The sequence below is a fragment of the Eikenella sp. HMSC061C02 genome, assembly GCF_001809035.1.
Lineage (GTDB): Bacteria > Pseudomonadota > Gammaproteobacteria > Burkholderiales > Neisseriaceae > Eikenella > Eikenella corrodens.
In genome coordinates, this window is record NZ_KV795564.1 from 1 (window position 1) to 17,176 (window position 17,176).

Annotated in this window: 18 protein-coding genes; 13 read left to right on the forward strand and 5 right to left on the reverse strand. The window is 55.9% G+C overall.

Features of this window, described 5'->3' with window-relative positions; genetic code table 11:
• Positions 1 to 407 precede the first annotated feature (407 nt).
• Both HMPREF2541_RS08770 and hemH read left to right on the forward strand, forming a co-directional pair.
• The gene (locus tag HMPREF2541_RS08770; RefSeq protein WP_035579787.1) at positions 408 to 2,816 is read left to right on the forward strand and encodes a DNA translocase FtsK; all 2,409 of its coding nucleotides are present in this window, start codon (positions 408 to 410) and stop codon (positions 2,814 to 2,816) included.
• 105 nt (positions 2,817 to 2,921) lie between these two features.
• Positions 2,922 to 3,935 carry a ferrochelatase gene (gene hemH, locus HMPREF2541_RS08775; RefSeq protein ID WP_003822100.1) on the forward strand — a complete coding sequence of 338 codons (1,014 nt, stop codon included), beginning with the start codon at positions 2,922 to 2,924 and terminating at the stop codon, positions 3,933 to 3,935.
• A gap of 176 nt (positions 3,936 to 4,111) precedes the next feature.
• Here hemH and HMPREF2541_RS08780 read toward each other — a convergent pair whose 3' ends face one another.
• The 4 genes from HMPREF2541_RS08780 to ttcA form a co-directional block, all read right to left on the reverse strand.
• Complete coding sequence (locus HMPREF2541_RS08780; protein ID WP_070543182.1) at positions 4,112 to 4,555, reverse strand: DUF6678 family protein; 444 nt, start codon at positions 4,553 to 4,555, stop codon at positions 4,112 to 4,114.
• Positions 4,556 to 4,617: 62 nt separating this feature from the next.
• On the reverse strand, positions 4,618 to 5,571 hold the full coding sequence (locus tag HMPREF2541_RS08785) for a leucine-rich repeat domain-containing protein (protein WP_035579793.1): 954 nt from the start codon (positions 5,569 to 5,571) through the stop codon (positions 4,618 to 4,620).
• Positions 5,572 to 5,649: 78 nt separating this feature from the next.
• Positions 5,650 to 6,333 carry a CPBP family intramembrane glutamic endopeptidase gene (locus HMPREF2541_RS08790; protein WP_003822103.1) on the reverse strand — a complete coding sequence of 228 codons (684 nt, stop codon included), beginning with the start codon at positions 6,331 to 6,333 and terminating at the stop codon, positions 5,650 to 5,652.
• Positions 6,323 to 7,276 (reverse strand): tRNA 2-thiocytidine(32) synthetase TtcA, encoded by a 954-nt coding sequence (gene ttcA / locus HMPREF2541_RS08795; RefSeq protein ID WP_003822104.1) that lies wholly within the window; start codon positions 7,274 to 7,276, stop codon positions 6,323 to 6,325. Before ttcA ends, HMPREF2541_RS08790 begins: the two co-directional genes overlap by 11 nt.
• 149 nt (positions 7,277 to 7,425) lie before the next feature.
• Between ttcA and HMPREF2541_RS08800 the strand changes: the two genes are divergently transcribed.
• From HMPREF2541_RS08800 to HMPREF2541_RS08840, 9 genes are all read left to right on the forward strand, one after another.
• Positions 7,426 to 7,881, forward strand: coding sequence for a DUF4149 domain-containing protein (locus tag HMPREF2541_RS08800; protein WP_003822105.1), 456 nt, complete (start codon positions 7,426 to 7,428; stop codon positions 7,879 to 7,881).
• A 114-nt stretch (positions 7,882 to 7,995) separates the two neighbouring features.
• On the forward strand, positions 7,996 to 8,262 hold the full coding sequence (locus tag HMPREF2541_RS08805) for an accessory factor UbiK family protein (protein WP_003822106.1): 267 nt from the start codon (positions 7,996 to 7,998) through the stop codon (positions 8,260 to 8,262).
• A 10-nt stretch (positions 8,263 to 8,272) separates the two neighbouring features.
• Positions 8,273 to 9,769, forward strand: coding sequence for a YifB family Mg chelatase-like AAA ATPase (locus HMPREF2541_RS08810; RefSeq protein WP_070543185.1), 1,497 nt, complete (start codon positions 8,273 to 8,275; stop codon positions 9,767 to 9,769).
• A 221-nt stretch (positions 9,770 to 9,990) separates the two neighbouring features.
• Positions 9,991 to 10,782, forward strand: a complete 792-nt coding sequence (locus tag HMPREF2541_RS08815) for an SPOR domain-containing protein (protein ID WP_003822130.1) — start codon at positions 9,991 to 9,993, stop codon at positions 10,780 to 10,782.
• A 38-nt stretch (positions 10,783 to 10,820) separates the two neighbouring features.
• Entirely contained in the window at positions 10,821 to 11,489 is a 669-nt protein-coding gene (locus tag HMPREF2541_RS08820) for a thiol:disulfide interchange protein DsbA/DsbL (RefSeq protein ID WP_003822131.1), read from the forward strand.
• A gap of 84 nt (positions 11,490 to 11,573) precedes the next feature.
• Positions 11,574 to 12,395 carry an undecaprenyl-diphosphate phosphatase gene (locus tag HMPREF2541_RS08825; protein ID WP_064104421.1) on the forward strand — a complete coding sequence of 274 codons (822 nt, stop codon included), beginning with the start codon at positions 11,574 to 11,576 and terminating at the stop codon, positions 12,393 to 12,395.
• Between the two features lie 174 nt (positions 12,396 to 12,569).
• Positions 12,570 to 13,400, forward strand: a complete 831-nt coding sequence (locus tag HMPREF2541_RS08830; RefSeq protein WP_003822133.1) for an alpha/beta hydrolase — start codon at positions 12,570 to 12,572, stop codon at positions 13,398 to 13,400.
• Positions 13,401 to 13,574: 174 nt separating this feature from the next.
• Positions 13,575 to 14,768, forward strand: a complete 1,194-nt coding sequence (locus tag HMPREF2541_RS08835) for an amino acid aminotransferase (protein WP_070543188.1) — start codon at positions 13,575 to 13,577, stop codon at positions 14,766 to 14,768.
• Between the two features lie 227 nt (positions 14,769 to 14,995).
• The gene (locus tag HMPREF2541_RS08840) at positions 14,996 to 15,322 is read left to right on the forward strand and encodes a hypothetical protein (RefSeq protein WP_070543190.1); all 327 of its coding nucleotides are present in this window, start codon (positions 14,996 to 14,998) and stop codon (positions 15,320 to 15,322) included.
• Positions 15,323 to 15,510: 188 nt separating this feature from the next.
• On the opposite strand, the gene HMPREF2541_RS08845 is transcribed toward HMPREF2541_RS08840, so the two are convergent.
• Entirely contained in the window at positions 15,511 to 15,969 is a 459-nt protein-coding gene (locus HMPREF2541_RS08845; protein WP_003822138.1) for a hypothetical protein, read from the reverse strand.
• 166 nt (positions 15,970 to 16,135) lie between these two features.
• On the opposite strand from HMPREF2541_RS08845, the gene HMPREF2541_RS08850 reads away from it, so the two are divergent.
• Both HMPREF2541_RS08850 and rfbC read left to right on the forward strand, forming a co-directional pair.
• Complete coding sequence (locus tag HMPREF2541_RS08850) at positions 16,136 to 16,513, forward strand: DUF488 domain-containing protein (RefSeq protein WP_003822141.1); 378 nt, start codon at positions 16,136 to 16,138, stop codon at positions 16,511 to 16,513.
• Between the two features lie 105 nt (positions 16,514 to 16,618).
• The gene (gene rfbC / locus HMPREF2541_RS08855; RefSeq protein WP_003822144.1) at positions 16,619 to 17,161 is read left to right on the forward strand and encodes a dTDP-4-dehydrorhamnose 3,5-epimerase; all 543 of its coding nucleotides are present in this window, start codon (positions 16,619 to 16,621) and stop codon (positions 17,159 to 17,161) included.
• Positions 17,162 to 17,176: the final 15 nt, after the last annotated feature.

Here is a 17,176-nt window from a genome sequence, read left to right on the forward strand (position 1 = left end):
TCCTTTAAAATAAATTTTGCTTCCTAAGCCCCTTCTGTATTGTTTTTAAGCTTCACCGTAACTGGTGTCAGTCTAGGAACCGACATTCAACATGATGGATAAGACGAAATCAGCGGCTTAGCGCAAACAAATTTGCCGTTTCCACTCCATACGTTGCTACCGCTCCATGCCGCTCAACACCGAAAAGGCTACCTGAAACCGCAGTTGGATTTTCAGGTAGCCTTTGCCTATAGCTGAACATTCTTTAAAACCAATCCTGCCTGTATTTTGCGCATACCCTATCCTCCATGGAGTCGCGCAAGCCTCGGGGCAATACTGCTATAATGCGGCGTTTTGTATCGTTATTCCGGCGGCCTGCCCTATTCGGCTTTCCCCAGCCGAGGTTTTCAGGTAGCCCCATCGTTAATATGAGCAATAAACCTTCCCGCAAAGCAAGCAAATCGAGCAAACCTGCCAAACCGAAGCCAAACCGGCACAATCCGCCTGCCAAGGCTTCGCGCCGGGCGGCCGTGCCTTCCGCTGCTGCTGCGGCTTCGCAATCCATTTCGCTTTTGGCCGATATGCTGTGGCTCTTGGTGCTGCTGTTTTCCGTGTGCCTGGCTTTGGCGTTGGCGAGCTTCACCATGGACGACCCGGCCTGGTCGCGCAGCATCCCCACCGGCAACGAGCCGCACAATCTGGCCGGGCTCGTGGGCGCATACACGGCGGATGTGGCCTATTATCTGTTCGGGCTGTCGGTGTGGTGGCTGCTGCTGGCGGCAGCGGTGTGGCTCTACCGCAATTTCCGCAGCGTGAAACAGAGCAGCGAGAAACCGTATCACTTGGGCATGGGCTTGGGCGGAGCGGCATTGCTCTTGTTTGGCAGCCCGCTTTTGGAAGCGGCAGCCTGGTCGGCCGAGTTGCACGACAGCCTGCCGATGGGCGCGGGCGGCTTAATCGGCCAATCGCTCGGTAGCGGCTTTACGCGGCTGTTGGGGGTTTCAGGTAGCCTTTTGGTGCAGGTGGTGCTGATTGTGGCGGGGCTCTCGCTGCTGTTGCAGGTGTCGTGGCTCACGCTGCTGGAAAAAGCGGGGGCACAGCTGGAATGGCTGTGGTATCGGCTGATCCGACAGCCGCACCAATTTGTGCGCGACATACCGAACGCGAAGTTTGCCCGTCGGATGGTACGCACGGCAAAAACCATCACCGCCGAAGAAGTGGCAACGGTGGAAGGTGCCAGCAGCAACCGCAAACCGGTGGCGGTGCAGATTAACCAGCCCGCCGGCCAAGGGCTACCTGAAAAACAAAAACCCGCGCCCGAGCGGCAGAAAGATTTGTTCGCCCCCAAACGGCAAGCCGAAGATGGCGAATATCTGCTGCCGGAATTGGATTTGCTCACGCGCCCGCAGGAACACACGCCGGAAATCAACCCCGAAGCCCTGCAGCACATGGCCGAGCGCATCGAGGCCAAGCTGGCCGAGTTCGGCATTCAGGTAACCGTGGTGAGCGCCACTGCCGGGCCGGTGATTACGCGTTTTGAAATCGAGCCGGCGCAAGGCGTGAAAGGCAGCCAGATTACCAATCTGGCCAAAGATTTGGCGCGTTCGCTTTCCATGCAGTCGGTGCGTGTGGTGGAAACTATTTCGGGCAAGAGCACCATGGGCATCGAAGTGCCAAACGAGAAGCGGCAGGAAGTGCTGCTGCGCGAAATTCTGTCCTCGCCGGTGTTTGCCGCCGCGCCGTCCAAGCTCACCGTGGCTTTGGGCAAAGATATTGCCGGGCAGCCGGTGGTGGCCGATTTGGGCAAAATGCCGCACCTTCTGGTGGGCGGCATGACCGGTTCGGGCAAATCGGTGGGCGTGAATGCCATGATTATGTCGATGCTGTATAAGGCCGCGCCGGATGAAGTGCGCTTTATCATGATCGACCCGAAAATGCTGGAGCTTTCCGTGTATGAAGGCATTCCGCACCTGCTCTGCCCGGTGGTAACCGATATGCGCGAGGCCGGGCAGGCGCTGAATTGGTGCGTGGCCGAAATGGAAAAACGCTACCGCCTGCTCGCCCATGCCGGCGTGCGCAACCTGGCCGGCTTCAACCAAAAAGTGGCCGAAGCCGCCGCTTCCGGCAAACCCTTGCCCAACCCTTTCAGCCCCAATCCCGACGAGCCCGAGCCGCTACAAAAGCTGCCCTATATCGTGATTGTGATTGATGAATTGGCCGACTTGATGATGACCGAGAAAAAGGCGGTGGAAACGCAAATCGCCCGCCTAGCGCAAAAAGCCCGCGCCGCCGGTATGCACCTGATTGTGGCCACCCAGCGCCCCAGCGTGGACGTGGTAACCGGCCTGATTAAGGCCAACATCCCCACCCGCATGGCCTTCACCGTGCAAAGCCGCATCGACAGCCGCACCATCCTCGATCAAATGGGCGCGGAAGACCTGCTCAAATACGGTGATCTCCTCTTCCTCCAGCCCGGCAGCGCCGAGCCCGTGCGTCTGCAAGGCGCGTTTGTGAGCGACCACGAAGTGCACGAAGTGGCCTCCTTTGCCAAACGCCAGCAGGGCGTCAACTACATCGAAGGCCTGCTCTCCGGCGAAGCCGCGCAGGAAACCGTAAACGCCGTCAACCCCAATGCCGGCAGCGACGAATTGTTCGACCAGGCCGTGGCCTTTATTCTGGAAAGCCGCAAAACCTCCATCTCCTCGCTGCAACGCCAACTGCGTATCGGCTACAACCGCGCCGCCAACCTGATGCAGGCCTTGGAAGACGCTGGCATCGTCTCTCCTGCCGACGTGAGCGGGGCGCGTAAGATATTGGCCAGGAAGGATGATTTGTAGACGATATTTTTCAGGTAGCCTTCTATACAAACAAATATAAAGCTACCTGAAACCCTATTCAGCTTTTTCAGGTAGCCCCAATAAAAACACACCCAAGGAACCCCCATGCCCCACTTCCAACCCGAGCCGCCACACGGCGCTCAGCAGCAAGCCAGAGTCGGTATTCTGCTCATCAACCTCGGCACGCCGGCCGCGCCCACGCCCGAAGCCGTGCGCCCCTATCTGCGCGAATTTTTGTCCGACCAGCGCGTAGTCGAGCTGCCACGCCTGTTGTGGCAGCCCTTGCTGCGCGGCATCATCCTGCCCTTCCGCGCTAAAAAAAGCGCACACGGCTACCGCCAAATCTGGCAACACGAAGGCTCACCGCTGGCCGTGATTACAGCCAAACAGGCTGCCGCCCTGCAAGCCGAGCTGCCGCAAGTGCTGGTGGGGCACGCCATGTCCTACGGCGAGCCGGCCGTGGCCAACGCCATCGCCGCCATGAAAGCCCAAGGCGTAGACCGCCTGCTCGCCATCCCCCTCTATCCGCAATACGCCGCCAGCAGCAGCGGCGCCGCGCTGGATAAGGTGTTGAACGAACTGCTCAAACAGCGCAACCAAATCAGCCTGCGCACCATCAGCCGTTTCTACAATCATCCCGACTACATCCAAGCCATGGCCGCACATATCCGCGCCTACTGGCAGCAGCATGGCCGCGGCCAGCGCATCCTGTTCAGCTTCCACGGCATCCCCGAAGCCGCCGTGCAGCAGGGCGACCCCTACGAAATCGAATGCAGAGCCAGCGCCCAACTGCTGGCCGAAGCCCTGCAACTCTCCGCCCAAGAGTGGTATATCAGCTTCCAAAGCCGCTTCGGCCGCGCCCGCTGGATAGGCCCGGCCACATCCGACCTGCTCACCGAACTGCCCGCCAAACAGCAAATCCGCGAGCTCGACGTATTCTGCCCCGGCTTCGTGAGCGACTGCCTGGAAACCTTGGAAGAGATCGCCATCCAAGGCCGCGAACAATTCCACGAAGCCGGCGGCCAAACCTTCCGCTTCATCCCCTGCCTCAACGACAACCCAGCCTTCATCGCCGCCCTGGCAGATATCGCACAGGAAAACCTGGGCAGCTGGGTGTAGCGTGAGGCTACCTGAAGTATATAGCGGTTTAACAAAGGACGGAGGAAGGCAGCGAATCGTAGACAGGACAGCTAGTACGGTAAGGCGAGCCAACACAGCAGCTTTTTTGCTAATCCGCTATGACTAAAGGCTACCTGAAACACTTTCAGGTAGCCTTTATCTTTATTTTCCAGCACTCAAGCTTTCAGGTAGCCATACACCGTAAAGCAAAACTCACCTTCCACATACGGAATAGCAAACCGCTCCAATATCGCGCGAATGCCCTCGCTATTATCCACGACTTCCCGCGCGATCAAACGCCCGCGAAACACCGAGCGCAATTTCCGAATTTTCACCCATTCGGTATCAAACATCGGATAAAAATGCTCATGACCCCAATCGCCGATTGCCACCGTCGTTTCAGCTATGGCTTGCTCCACTTCTGCTTCCGATTTTTCATCAAACAAATACTTGATTTCATAGGCAGGCGCGTTTCCCCACTCATCCATTGCCTCACGTAGCTCCCGCCACTTGGTGTTATTCATCGCGCCCACCAGTCTGTTTTGCTGAACAAATTCGCGCACACGGCGGTGGTAGCGTTCTTGTTTGCTGTTGAATTCTGTCCATGCATCTGTTGGCATGATTTTTTCCTTACTTCACACAGGCTCCCTGAAGCTCTCCATTCAAATATCCATTTCCTACATCAAAAATCATCCGTGCCACACTGATATTTCTCCGCCAATTCCTCAAATCTTTTATTGCTTGCCTTGTTTTCAGACATAAAATAGAAATGCTCCAGCTTTAATGCCGAGAATATATTATCCAAATCTTCAGGTGTAATCTTAGCAAATGTAATTGCAAGACGTTTTAACGTGCTCAAACGATACAACAGATGGATATTTTCCAGTTTTTTGCAGTTGAGTAGCCACAAGGTATGTAATTTAGCAAATTGGATATCTGGTATTGCTGTTAAGCCTGGCACACTGTTGATATATAGATCATATAAATTCAAACAATTAGAAATAAATGAGAAATCTAATAACTTTTTGCAATTCGTCAAACTCAATTTACGGATATTAGGAAATTTTGATGCCATATCTTCCGCATTAGAAAGTTCATTGAGTATTTCCAATTTTTGTAAGTTTAGATTCTTATCCAGACTGGATAGTTGTAACTTTCTCAATGATAATTCAGTAATATTTTTATTATTTATGATACCGTAATATTTTTCATCTAGAATAGTGTTATCAATAGATAAGGCAGATAAATTATTAAATTTCTGCAATACAGAAAAATCTACCTTCTTACCTAAATTACCAGCTATACCAAACAACTTAATATCATTAAGATAAGCTAAATCTTCAATATTATTTAGCGGCTTACAACGAAATGACAATATCTGAATATTTTTTATATTTGGGAGAAACTTCAAAATCTCAAAATCTAAAATGGTATTTTCATCAGCATAAAAATCATCTTCTAGAACCAACAATAAATTCAAACCATCTATATCGGAAACAATACTTGCCAGCTTTGCCATAATATTCTTTGGCACACCGTTGCAGATAGAAATTCTTTTATTCTGCCGAATAGAGGAAATATGGCTTACCGATAATTCTTTTGTTTTAATATTTAATCGGATTGGCGTGCTAGACATTTACTTTCCTTCCAAATCAAGTACAGATTAAGCCAGCTATATAGCTGGCTCAAATTTTCAGGCAGCCTTTCCCCATTCTCACTCAAACAACATCCCGGCCAAGCCCAATGCGTTGTTTACCATGTGAATCAAAATCGGGTATTTCAAATCTTTGGTGTGCAGATAGGCCGCGCCGAGCACCAGGCCCATGGCGAAATACAGCAGGAAATCGTAATGCACCGGCAGGCCGTGCAGGCTGCCGAAAACAAAGGCAGACAGCACCAGCAGCAGCCAGCGTTTGCCACGGTTTTCTATGCTGCCGAAGCTTTGGAAAAAAATGCCGCGCAGCAGCAGCTCTTCCAAAACCGGCGCAAACAGCAGGATATAGGCCGACATCGTCAGCGGGGCGCGTTGCAGCATTTCCATAACCATGCGCTGGTTTTGCAGGTTGTCCACGCTGCTTTCTACGCCCAGCGCGGCCATCAGCATTTCGTAGAGCGGGTTGATGGCCAGCATCAGCGCAATATAGCCCGCCGCCCACAGCAGTTTTTTGCCGGAAAACCGGCTTTTCCAATTATGGAAATAACCGTCTGCCTGCTTAAGGTAGAGCTGCAGGTATAGCCCGCACATGGCCACGGCGGCAACCGTAAACAGCAGTGCGGCCACAACTTGGGCAGCCATGCTCCTACCCAGGCCGCCGAGCAGCCAGGCCAATATCGGCAGCACCTGCGTCAGCATCAGCAGGGGAATAAACTGTAAGAGTGAAATGAATTTATCCCGCACCGCAGCCTCCGGTTTTCGGCTTGCTGCCCAAAATATTAATCACTTTGCGTGCGGGTTTTTCAGGTAGCCCTTCGTCTTCGTCGTCGCGCGGGGCGTTAAAGGAAACGGTTTCGCTGTCGAAGGCCAAATCGCCGCCGTGTTTCAGGGTCTGACCGCGTTGCAAACCGGCAAAATCAAACAGTTCGGTATCGGCCAAATGCGAGGGCACCACGTTTTGCAGTGCGGAAAACATGCTTTCGATGCGGCCGGGGAAACGTTTGTCCCAGTCTTTCAGCATTTCGCCCACCACCTGCCGCTGCAGATTGGGCTGCGAGCCGCACAGGTTGCAGGGAATGATGGGGAATTGCTTGATTTCGGCGTATTTGATCAAATCCTTTTCTTTCACATAGGCCAGCGGGCGAATCACGATGTGTTCGCCGTTGTCGCTCACCAGCTTGGGCGGCATGGCTTTGAGCTTGCCGCCGTAGAACATGTTTAAAAAAAGGGTGGCGAGAATGTCGTCACGGTGGTGGCCGAGTGCGATTTTGGTGCAGCCCAGCTCTTTTGCCGTGCGGTACAAAATTCCGCGCCGCAGGCGGCTGCACAGCGAGCAGGTGGTTTTGCCTTCATCGAGCACGCGTTTCACGGTGGAATAGGTGTCTTCTTCCACAATTTTGAACGGCACGCCGATAGAAGTTAGATACTCCGGCAACACGTGCTCGGGAAAGCCGGGCTGTTTTTGGTCGAGGTTCACCGCCACCAGCTCGAAATTGATCGGCGCGGAGGCTTGCAAGTGGCGCAGGATGTCCAAAAGGGCGTAGCTGTCTTTGCCGCCGGAGAGGCAGACCATGATTTTGTCGCCCTCTTCAATCATATTGAAATCGTTAATCGCTTGGCCCACGGCGTGGCGCAGGCGTTTGTGCAGTTTGTTGGCTTCGTGTTCGTGTTTGGGCTTATTAGACATAATGGTGTGTTGGCAACGTAAAGTGCGGGATTGTAACGCAATGTAGGCTGATTTTATAGCAGGTAAAGTATCGACCCGGCAGCTGAAAGTATGCAAAGAATACGGTACACTGCGTTTCGTTTTAAACAAAAAGCAGAGGAAGGAAACGAATGTTTGCAAATCGAGTGTTGGCCCTGTTGGCTGCCGTGTGGTTTGGCGCATATCTTTTGGCCGGCTACGGCGTGGCGCCGCTATTGTTTCAATCTCTGCCCAAAGAGCAGGCCGGCAACCTGGCCGGTGCGCTGTTCAGCGCGGTGAACTACATCGGGCTGTTTGTGTGGGCCATCCTTTATTTGGCCGGCCTCTCGGCGCAGCAGCGCAGCTACGGCCAACGCAGCAAACTCAGCTCGCGCATCGTCGCCCTCACCTGGCTGCTGCTGGCCGTCTCGCAATTTGCGCTGGTGCCGCTTATCCGCGCCCTGCGCGGCGGGCAGACGTATTGGCTCTCCAACCTCCTCGGCGGCGAGCTCTCTTTCTGGCACAGCATGTCCAGCAGCCTGTATGTGCTCGTCAGCCTGCTCGGCCTGTTTTTAATCATGCGCCTGCTGCGTTTCGAGTGGCAATAAATCGGGCTGGGAAGGCTACCTGAAATTTTTCAGGTAGCCTTTTACCGCTTGCCGCCCTATTCCCGCACTTATACAATGCGCCCATCCCAACCCTTCAAAAATAAAGGAAACCCCATGTTGGCCAAACAAATCCTCGACGAACTCGCCGGAAAAATCGGCAACGCCATTGCCGAAAGCCCGGTGAAAGACGTGGAAAAAAACGTGAAAACCCTGCTCGGCAGCACATTCGGCAAGCTCGATTTGGTAACACGCGAAGAATTCGACATCCAACAGCAGGTGCTCATCAAAACCCGCGAAAAACTGGCCGCCTTAGAAGCTCGCCTGGCCAAGCTGGAAGCCGCCGCTCCGGCCGCCCTGCCCAACCCTTCCGAACAGCAATAGGAAGCGCGGCATGAGTTTGGCGGTGGTATACAGCCGGGCGCTCAGCGGCATGGCCGCGCCCTTGGTGGAAGTGGAAGCCCACTTGGCCAACGGCCTGCCCGCGTTCAATATCGTCGGCCTGCCCGACACCGAAGTGAAAGAAAGCCGCGACCGCGTGCGTGCCGCCATCATCCAAAGCGGCTTCGATTTCCCCGCCAAAAAAATCACTGTAAACCTCGCCCCGGCGGATTTGCCCAAAGAATCCGGCCGTTTCGACCTGCCGATTGCCGTTGGCATCCTCGCCGCTTCCGGCCAAATCGCCATTTCGCCCGAAGAATTGGCCAAATACGAGCTGGCTGGCGAATTGGCCTTGTCCGGCCTGCTGCGCCCGGTGCGCGGTGCGCTGGCCATGGTGTGGCAGAGCACGCAGGCGCGGCGTCGTTTTATTTTGCCGCAAGAGAGCGCCGAGCAGGCCGCGCTGATTGAACGCGCCGAAGTATTGGCTGCCGAAAGCTTGGTGGCCGTGGCCGCCCACCTCAACGGCATCGCCGCCCTACCCCGCTGTCAAGCCCGTGCCGAAACGGCCGAAGAAGCGCCCTATCCCGACCTGCAAGACGTAAAAGGCCAGCACACCGCGCGGCTCGCGCTTGAAATCGCCGCTGCCGGCGGCCACAGCATCCTGATGAGCGGCCCGCCCGGCACCGGCAAATCCATGCTGGCGCAACGCCTGCCCGGCATCCTGCCGCCGCTCTCCGACGACGAAATCACCGAAACCTGGGCGCTTCGCTCGCTGCTGCCCCAGCAGCACAGTTTCTCCCGCCACCGCCCCTTCCGTTCGCCGCACCACAGCGCCAGCGCCGCCGCCATGGTGGGCGGCGGTTCCGACCCCAAACCCGGCGAAATTTCCCTAGCGCACAACGGTGTATTGTTTCTCGACGAATTGCCCGAATTCGACCGCAAGGTGCTGGAAATGCTGCGCGAACCGCTGGAGAACGGCCTTATCCACATTTCCCGCGCCAGCCGCCAAGCCACCTATCCCGCCCGCTTCCAGCTGGTCGCCGCCATGAACCCCTGCCCCTGCGGCTACCTCGGCCACCCCGCCAAACCCTGCCGCTGCACGCCCGAAAGTATTGCTCGTTATCGTGGCAAAATTTCCGGCCCGCTCTTAGACAGGATTGATTTGATTATTGAAGTGCCCGCCCTCTCCGCCGCCGAGCTTACCCAAGCCACACCCGGCGAGCCCAGCGCCGCCGTGCGGGAACGCGTGCTGGCCGCTCGCGAACGCCAACAACGGCGGCAAGGCAAAAGCAATGCCTTGCTCAACGTAACCGAGCTGGACGAGCTGGCCGCCATCGAGCCCGAAGCCAAAGCCGCCCTCTCTGCCATGCTGGAAAAACTTTCGCTTTCCGCCCGCAGCTACCACCGCATCCTGCGCATCGCCCGCACCCTGGCCGACTTGGCCGGCAGCGACACCGTAAATCAACGCCACGTCATGCAGGCTGTGAGCTTCCGCCGCACCCCGTCTTAATAAAGACGGCAAACCGTAAGTACACAGCCAGGCGAAGCAACGCAGCATTATTCCCCGTTTAAATTCATTATTTAAAGGAACGGATTTTCAGGTAGCCTTCCCCCATGTCTTACCCAGGCTACCTGAAACCGCCCGTCCGCCTGAAAGAACATGTAAAAAGCTTCCGCCGCAGCAAACGGTTTTGATAAAATGCGGCACCTTTTTAGCAATTCATTTTCCCCATGCAAAACAAACCCTACGGTAAAGGCCTTTCCGGCTTTATATTCGGCCTCCTGCTTGCCACCCTCATCATCGGCGTGGTTTTGTACTTCCTTAACAACACGCCCTCCGGCATCAAACAGCCCGAAGCGCCGAAAACCGAAATCCAGCCCGAAATCCTCACTCCGCGCCAAGAGCGCCAGCCCGAACAGCGACCGAACGATACCACCACCGCCGGTTCCGACAGCGGCCACTATACCCTGCCGCCCGGCGACATCACCGACAAACCTCCTGTAGCCGCCTCCGTGCCGCAGCAGGCCAGCACGCCTGCACAGCGCCAGGAAGAGAAACCCGCGCAGGAAGATAAGCCCGTACAAACCAAACCGCGCGAACCGCAGCGCAAACCCGAACCGGAAGCCAAGCCCACGCCCGAGCAGATTTTGGAAAGCGGCAATGTGGAGCGTGCCCGTGAGCAAGCCCGCCGCCAGCGGCGTGAAGCCGAAGCCAAAGCAGCTCGCGAAGCCGAGGCTAAAGCTGCCGAGCAGCGTGCCCAACGCAATGCCGAAGCGCACAGCGGCGGCAACGGCCGCTATATCGTGCAGATGGGTTCCTACAACAACCCGGAAGCTGCCGACACCCAACGTGCCAAACTCGCCATGCTCGGTGTAAACGCCCGTGTAGCCAGCAGCAAACGCAGCGATGGCCAAACCGTTTACCGTATCCAAAGCGGCCGCCTCAGCCGTGCCGAAGCCCAAGCCCTCAGCGACAAATTGCGCGGCAACGGCATCGACACCCTGACCCGCCAAGCCGATTAACCCGCACGTCATCAAACCTCATATAACGAAAGACCAACATGAAACTGAAAGCCCTACTTCTCTCCGCCCTCACCGTCTTCGCCGTTACCGCCGCCCAAGCCAAAGCTGTGGAAGGCACCGACTACATTGTACGCAGCAATGTGATCAAACCCGTACAACCCAACAAAATCGAAGTAACCGAATTCTTCGGCTATTTCTGCATCCACTGCCAACACCTGGAGCCGACTATCGAACAGCAAAGCAAACGCTTCGCCTCCGACACCGTATTGCGCCAAGAGCACGTGGTGTGGCAGCCTGCCCACCAAACCCTCGCCCGCCTGGCCGCCGCCGTGAAATCCACCGGCCTCTCCCGCCAGGCCAACCAGGCCATCTTCAAAGCCCTGGCGGACGGCGTCGTAACCGACGAAGCCGGCCTGAAAGCCTGGATTCAGCAGCAGCCCTACGGCAGCCGCCTGCTTGCCGCCTATAATAGTCCGCAAGCCGCCGCCGCTGCCCAAACCATGCAGCAAAACACCGTTACCTACAACATCACCAAAACCCCGGTTATCGTAGTGGGCGGCAAATACGAGCTCACTAACTCCCAAAACATGGCCGTGATGCAAGAGCTGATTGAAAAAGTACGCGCCGAACGAGGTATGCCCGCCCCCGCCCCGCGCACCGTAGTGCGCAGCCGCGGTGCAGCCATCGCCGGCCAAGCCAACCGCTAAAGCGGCGCATCAATTTTCAGGTAGCCCGTACTCGGATACAGGCTACCTGAAAAACATTTACCCCACGTTTTAAGAGTTTAACCAATGAACCTGCTCCTCGCCTTCAAAGCCCTCTTCCTCGGCATCATCGAAGGCCTCACCGAATTTCTGCCCATTTCCAGCACCGGCCATCTGATTGTGGCCGGCAGCCTCATCGGCTTCGATGCCGAAAGCCATGCCGTATTCAACATCGCCATCCAACTCGGCGCCATCCTCGCCGTGGTGTACGAATACCGCGCCCGCTTTACCCATGTGATCACCCATATCGGCAAAGACCGGCTGGCCAACCGCTTCGTGCTCAACCTGGCCATCGCCTTCATCCCTGCCGCCGCCATCGGCCTGCTGCTCAACGACTTCATCGAAAAAGTGCTGTTCAACCCCGTGAGCGTGGCTGCGGCGCTGGTGGTGGGCGGCTTTTTGATTTTGTGGATTGAAAAACGGCAAAGCCGCGTGCCGCCGAAAGTGCGCAGCGTGGACGATATGCGCCCGCGCGATGCGCTGGCCGTGGGCCTGTTTCAAATTTTAGCGCTGATCCCCGGCACTTCCCGCTCCGGCAGCACCATCATGGGCGGCATGGTATGGGGGCTCGACCGCAAAACCGCCACCGAATTCTCCTTCTTCCTCGCCGTGCCGATTATGGTAGCCGCCTCCGGCTACAGCATTTTAAAAAACCTCAGCGCCTTTTCCTCGCAAGAGCTCGGCCTCATCGCCATCGGCTTTGCCGCCGCTTTTGCCTCCGGTCTCATCGCCGTAAAAGCCCTGCTGCGTTTTGTGTCCAGCAAAAATTTCGTGCCCTTCGCCTACTACCGCATCATCTTCGGCGGCATCATCCTGCTCACTTGGCTGTGCGGCTGGGTAAATTGGTAGAACACCCAATCAGGCAAGGCTGGCTGAAACAGACTCATTTATCTTTTTCAGGTAGCCTCAGCCCAGCAACAATCAAGGCTACCTGAAAAAAAAACGCAAGTTAAAGCAACGCTAAAACGGCAACGCTATTTTTCAGGTAGCCTCACCCTCAAAAGGCTGCCGCCCACACTAACCATGAAATACAAATCCATTCTCTTCGGCCTAGCCGCCCTCCTCGCCATCCTGTTCGGCCTGTCCTCCTGCGCCAAACAAGCCTTTTACTATCCCGACCATGCCGACTACGGCTCCCCCGCCCAATCCGGCCTGCCCTACGAAAACGTCTCCTTCCAAAGCGCCGACGGCACACGCCTGCACGGCTGGTTTGTGCCCGCACGCGGTGTGGTCGATGCCAAGCAAGCCCGCGCCACCATCATCCACTTCCACGGCAACGCGCAAAACCTCACCGCCCACTGGCAGGCCGTGAAATGGCTGCCCGAACACGGCTACAACGTTTTCCTGTTCGACTATCGCGGCTACGGCCAATCCGCAGGCGAGCCCAACCCCGAAGGCCTGTTTGCCGACGGCAACGCCGCGTTGGATTATGTGCGCAGCCGCCCCGATGTAAACCCAGAGCGCCTGCTCGTGTTCGGCCAGAGCTTAGGCGGCACCAACGCCATTGCCGTGGTGGGCGCAGGCAACAAAGCCGGCGTGCGCGCCGTGGCCATCGAATCCACCTTCTCTTCTTATTCCAGCATCGCCAACGACAAACTCCCCGGCGCCGGCATCCTGGTAGGCAACCGCTACAGCGCCCGCCGCTTCGTGGCGCAAATCAGCCCCATCCCCCTGCTGCTGATGCACGGCACCGCCGACCAAGTCATCCCCGCCAAACACTCGCAAATCCTATTCGAGCTCGCCCAAGAGCCCAAACAGCTGATCCTCATCCCCAACGGCACCCACCTCGGCCTCTCCGGCCTGGGTGGCTACGAAACGCAGCTGCTGGATTTCTTCAACCGGCACAGCGAATAAAGCCGGAAAACGCGTATAGCGGCACTCCTGTGATTGCAGCCGATGAGTGCCGCTATTTTTCTTTTTCAACATTCCGTTTTTTCAGGTAGCCCTTACCGCCGAAATCAGCGTAAAATTGCCCCGGCATTACCCTTTCCGTTTAATTGTTCCACCCGATAAAAAAGGAAGACACCCATGTTTCGGCACGTTGAGTTCTACCCCGGCGACCCCATCCTCGGCCTGATGGAAAAATACAACCAAGACCCGCGCAGCGAGAAAGTAAACCTCGGTGTGGGCGTTTATTACGACGGCGAAGGCCGCCTGCCCGTGCTCGAGTGCGTGAAAACCGTTGAACGCGCCCTTGCCGAGAGCCCGCGCCCGCGCGGCTACCTGCCCATGGAAGGCCTGGCCGCCTACCGCAGCGCCTGCCAAAATCTGCTGTTCGGTGCCGACCATCCCGCCGTGAAAGAAGGCCGCATCGCCACCATCCAATCGCTCGGCGGCTCCGGCGCGCTGCGCGTGGGTGCCGATTTTATCCACGCCTGGTTTCCGCAGGCCAAGTGCTACGTGAGCGACCCAACCTGGGGCAACCACATCGGCATTTTTGAAGGCGCCGGCTTCGAAGTGGGCAAATACCCCTACTACGACCCCGCCACCATCGGCGTGAAATTCGAAGAAATGAAAGCCTTCTTCCGCACGCTCAAGCAACACGACGTAGTGGTGCTGCACCCCTGCTGCCACAACCCCACCGGTGTGGATTTGAGCCGCAGCCAATGGGACGAAATCCTGCAAATCGTGAAAGAAGTCGGCCTCATCCCCTTTATGGACATCGCCTACCAAGGCTTCGCCGAAGACATGGAAAGCGACGTGTACGCCATCCGCCGCGCCGTCGAGCTCGGCCTGTCCGTCTTCATCAGCAACTCCTTCTCCAAAAACCTCTCGCTCTATGGCGAACGCGTGGGCGGCCTCTCCGTGGTGTGCCCCAGCGCCGAAGAAGCCAAGCTCGTGCTCGGCCAGCTCAAATTCACCGTGCGCCGCATCTATTCCAGTCCCCCTGCCCACGGCGGCTTTGTGGTAGACGGCGTAATGAACAACGCCACCCTGTTCAAACAATGGGAAGGCGAAGTATACGAAATGCGCGACCGCATCCGCGCCATGCGCCAAAAGCTGCAGGAAGTGCTCAGCGCCAAAGTGCCCGGCCGCGATTTCAGCTATTTCACCAAACAACGCGGCATGTTCAGCTTCACCGGTCTCTCGCCCGAACAGGTAGAACGCCTGCAAAAAGAGTTTGCCGTTTATATGGTGAGCAACAGCCGCATGTGCGTAGCCGGCCTGAACGAGCAGAATATCGACTACGTGGCCAATGCCTTCGCCGAAGTATTGAAATAAACGCAGGCAGGCTTGAATAAGAAGGCTACCTGAAAACGGTGTAGACCGATTTTCAGGTAGCCTTTTCCATCGCAGCCATGTAGGGGGCGTGCGGAACACACGCATGAGGCTTCAGATTATTTGGTAACCGTGTGCGTGAGCTTGCTCACGCACCCTAACCTATGCTAGAACTGGAGAAATCTGGCAAATTCAACCACAAAGATTAAATAAAAGGTGATATTGCTATCATGATAATGATGAAAGAATTAGCAGAAAGAGCTTCTGAGTTTTATTACACCAAACAGCAAATTGACATGCTATTACGAGCATGTCAGGCCAAAATTACAGAGCTAATTCATTCGTTAAAACAGGTTAATATTAACGAATCAAACCATATTTTTGAAGAATTATTTGAGATACAAATAATATTATCAGAGATTAAAAATAAATATTTGTTTGAATTTAATTTCAATGATTTCCTAAATGATTTTATGTATTTTTTTGATAGGCAAGATGAATATAATGTGCATTATTTATATGCCCATTTCCAACAATCTGATGAATTTCCATCTTAGTGAGTAGGTAGGGTTAGCCGCAGGCGTAACCAAACAATAAAGTATGGCATGTTGGGTTTCCCAACCCAACTTACGCGCTGGGTTTTGTAACCCAGTCTACCCGCTACTTTTCAGGTAGCCATAATACCCAAAAAGAGGCTACCTGAAAACGGCACAACGGTTCCCCTCTCCCCAACGCAGCCCAAATCTCACACAAACTCAAAGCGCACATTCTCATACAGCGCGAAATGCAGCGGGTTCAGCACCACCATCGACACCACTTCCGCCTCTCGCTGCAAACTGCCCCAATCTTCTGCCCACACTGCGGCCAGCTGCACGCGCCATCCCTGCCGCACCAAATGCCGGATCACTTCTTGCAAATGCAGGGTTTCCCGCATGGGCGAATGTTCCAACATCTCCGGCGATGTCATTTCCGGCTCGCGAAAACCGTATTCGGTAAACGCGCCGTCACCATAAAAGGAAAAACAGCAGCCGCAACCGCCGTGGCTGTAGCCCGAACCGTCGCCCACCACGTCGTAGTTATGGGCATAGGGCATGGCGGCTGCCCGTACGCCCTGATCGTCAGCCGGCTGGAAGCAGATGCCGCTGCCGTTTTGGGCAAACAAATCGTCCGGGCAATCCGTGCTGAGTAAGACGGTAAAGCACATAGCCAACCTTTCTGATGAAAAATGGGCGTATGATAGCCGAAATTGTAAATACCAACTGCTTTCAGGTAGCCTCAAGCTGCCCAAAGGCTACCTGAAAAAGAAACTTCAAAGAAGTTAAAAATATCGCAACGCTTTTCAAACAACAATCCGCCCAGAAAGCCCTGCCATGCCAGCCATCCGACGCATCTACGGCTACACGCCCTCTGCCGTCCCCGCCATTTTCTGCGACCGCCTCTACCCGCGCGGCATCCGCAAAGAAACCTTCGCCGCCGTGCAGTGGCTCAAAGACATTGCGCCTTCCACCGAGCTGCGCCGCTGGTATCACGCCGCACCGCAAGAGCGTTTCCCCGAATTTGCCGCGCGCTACACCGAAGAGCTGCAAAGCGGCAGCGCCCATGCCACGCTGCTGGCTCTGAAAAAGCAGCTTACCGCCGCGCCGGATACCGTGTTGCTCACCGCCGTGCGCTGCCCGCAGCAGAGCCATCTTTCGGTGTTGGCCGAGGTGTTGGGCTGGGAAAAGGTGGATTGGGGCGAGGGCGCTTGAGGCATTTGAACGGTTTTAACTGCGTTGAAGCTCACACTTTCAGGTAGCCTCAAACACCGCATTCTCGGTAAAATAGAGCTTTCATCCCATTCACACACGCACAGCATGAATATTTTCGACACCGCCCTGCCCGATGTGAAAATCATCGAGCCCGAAGTCCACGGCGACGAGCGCGGCTTCTTTATGGAAACCTTCCGCGACAACTGGTTTCGCGAGCACATCGGCCACCACACTTTCATGCAGGAAAACCACTCCCGCTCCGAGCATGGCGTGCTGCGCGGCCTGCACTATCAAACCGTTTGCCCGCAAGGCAAGCTGGTGCGCGTGGTGGCGGGCAGCGTGTTCGACGTGGCCGTGGATTTGCGCCGCTCCTCGCCCACTTTCGGCCATTGGGTGGGCGCGGTGCTTTCTGCCGAAAACCGCTACCAAATGTGGATTCCGCCCGGCTTCGCCCACGGTTTCTACACCACCGACAGCCACGCCGACATCGTGTATAAATGCACCAATTACTACCAGCCCGACCACGAACACACCCTGTTCTGGCACGACCCCGCCGTGGGCATCGACTGGCCGCTGGCCGCCCCGCCGCTACTTTCCGGCAAAGATGCCGCCGGCAGCCTGCTGGCACAGGCCGTATTGTTCGATTAAAGGCTACCTGAAACC

What these genes read in the sequence shown, in the direction of transcription:
- HMPREF2541_RS08830 (WP_003822133.1), top strand. Translation starts at nt 12,570, where the DNA reads ATGAAATACAAATCCATTCTCTTCGGCCTAGCCGCCCTCCTCGCCATC.
- HMPREF2541_RS08770 (WP_035579787.1), top strand. Translation starts at nt 408, where the DNA reads ATGAGCAATAAACCTTCCCGCAAAGCAAGCAAATCGAGCAAACCTGCC.
- HMPREF2541_RS08800 (WP_003822105.1), top strand. Translation starts at nt 7,426, where the DNA reads ATGTTTGCAAATCGAGTGTTGGCCCTGTTGGCTGCCGTGTGGTTTGGC.
- hemH (WP_003822100.1), top strand. Translation starts at nt 2,922, where the DNA reads ATGCCCCACTTCCAACCCGAGCCGCCACACGGCGCTCAGCAGCAAGCC.
- HMPREF2541_RS08805 (WP_003822106.1), top strand. Translation starts at nt 7,996, where the DNA reads ATGTTGGCCAAACAAATCCTCGACGAACTCGCCGGAAAAATCGGCAAC.
- HMPREF2541_RS08780 (WP_070543182.1), bottom strand. Translation starts at nt 4,555, where the DNA reads ATGCCAACAGATGCATGGACAGAATTCAACAGCAAACAAGAACGCTAC.
- HMPREF2541_RS08785 (WP_035579793.1), bottom strand. Translation starts at nt 5,571, where the DNA reads ATGTCTAGCACGCCAATCCGATTAAATATTAAAACAAAAGAATTATCG.
- HMPREF2541_RS08825 (WP_064104421.1), top strand. Translation starts at nt 11,574, where the DNA reads ATGAACCTGCTCCTCGCCTTCAAAGCCCTCTTCCTCGGCATCATCGAA.
- ttcA (WP_003822104.1), bottom strand. Translation starts at nt 7,276, where the DNA reads ATGTCTAATAAGCCCAAACACGAACACGAAGCCAACAAACTGCACAAA.
- HMPREF2541_RS08850 (WP_003822141.1), top strand. Translation starts at nt 16,136, where the DNA reads ATGCCAGCCATCCGACGCATCTACGGCTACACGCCCTCTGCCGTCCCC.
- HMPREF2541_RS08845 (WP_003822138.1), bottom strand. Translation starts at nt 15,969, where the DNA reads ATGTGCTTTACCGTCTTACTCAGCACGGATTGCCCGGACGATTTGTTT.
- HMPREF2541_RS08840 (WP_070543190.1), top strand. Translation starts at nt 14,996, where the DNA reads ATGATAATGATGAAAGAATTAGCAGAAAGAGCTTCTGAGTTTTATTAC.
- HMPREF2541_RS08835 (WP_070543188.1), top strand. Translation starts at nt 13,575, where the DNA reads ATGTTTCGGCACGTTGAGTTCTACCCCGGCGACCCCATCCTCGGCCTG.
- HMPREF2541_RS08820 (WP_003822131.1), top strand. Translation starts at nt 10,821, where the DNA reads ATGAAACTGAAAGCCCTACTTCTCTCCGCCCTCACCGTCTTCGCCGTT.
- rfbC (WP_003822144.1), top strand. Translation starts at nt 16,619, where the DNA reads ATGAATATTTTCGACACCGCCCTGCCCGATGTGAAAATCATCGAGCCC.
- HMPREF2541_RS08815 (WP_003822130.1), top strand. Translation starts at nt 9,991, where the DNA reads ATGCAAAACAAACCCTACGGTAAAGGCCTTTCCGGCTTTATATTCGGC.
- HMPREF2541_RS08810 (WP_070543185.1), top strand. Translation starts at nt 8,273, where the DNA reads ATGAGTTTGGCGGTGGTATACAGCCGGGCGCTCAGCGGCATGGCCGCG.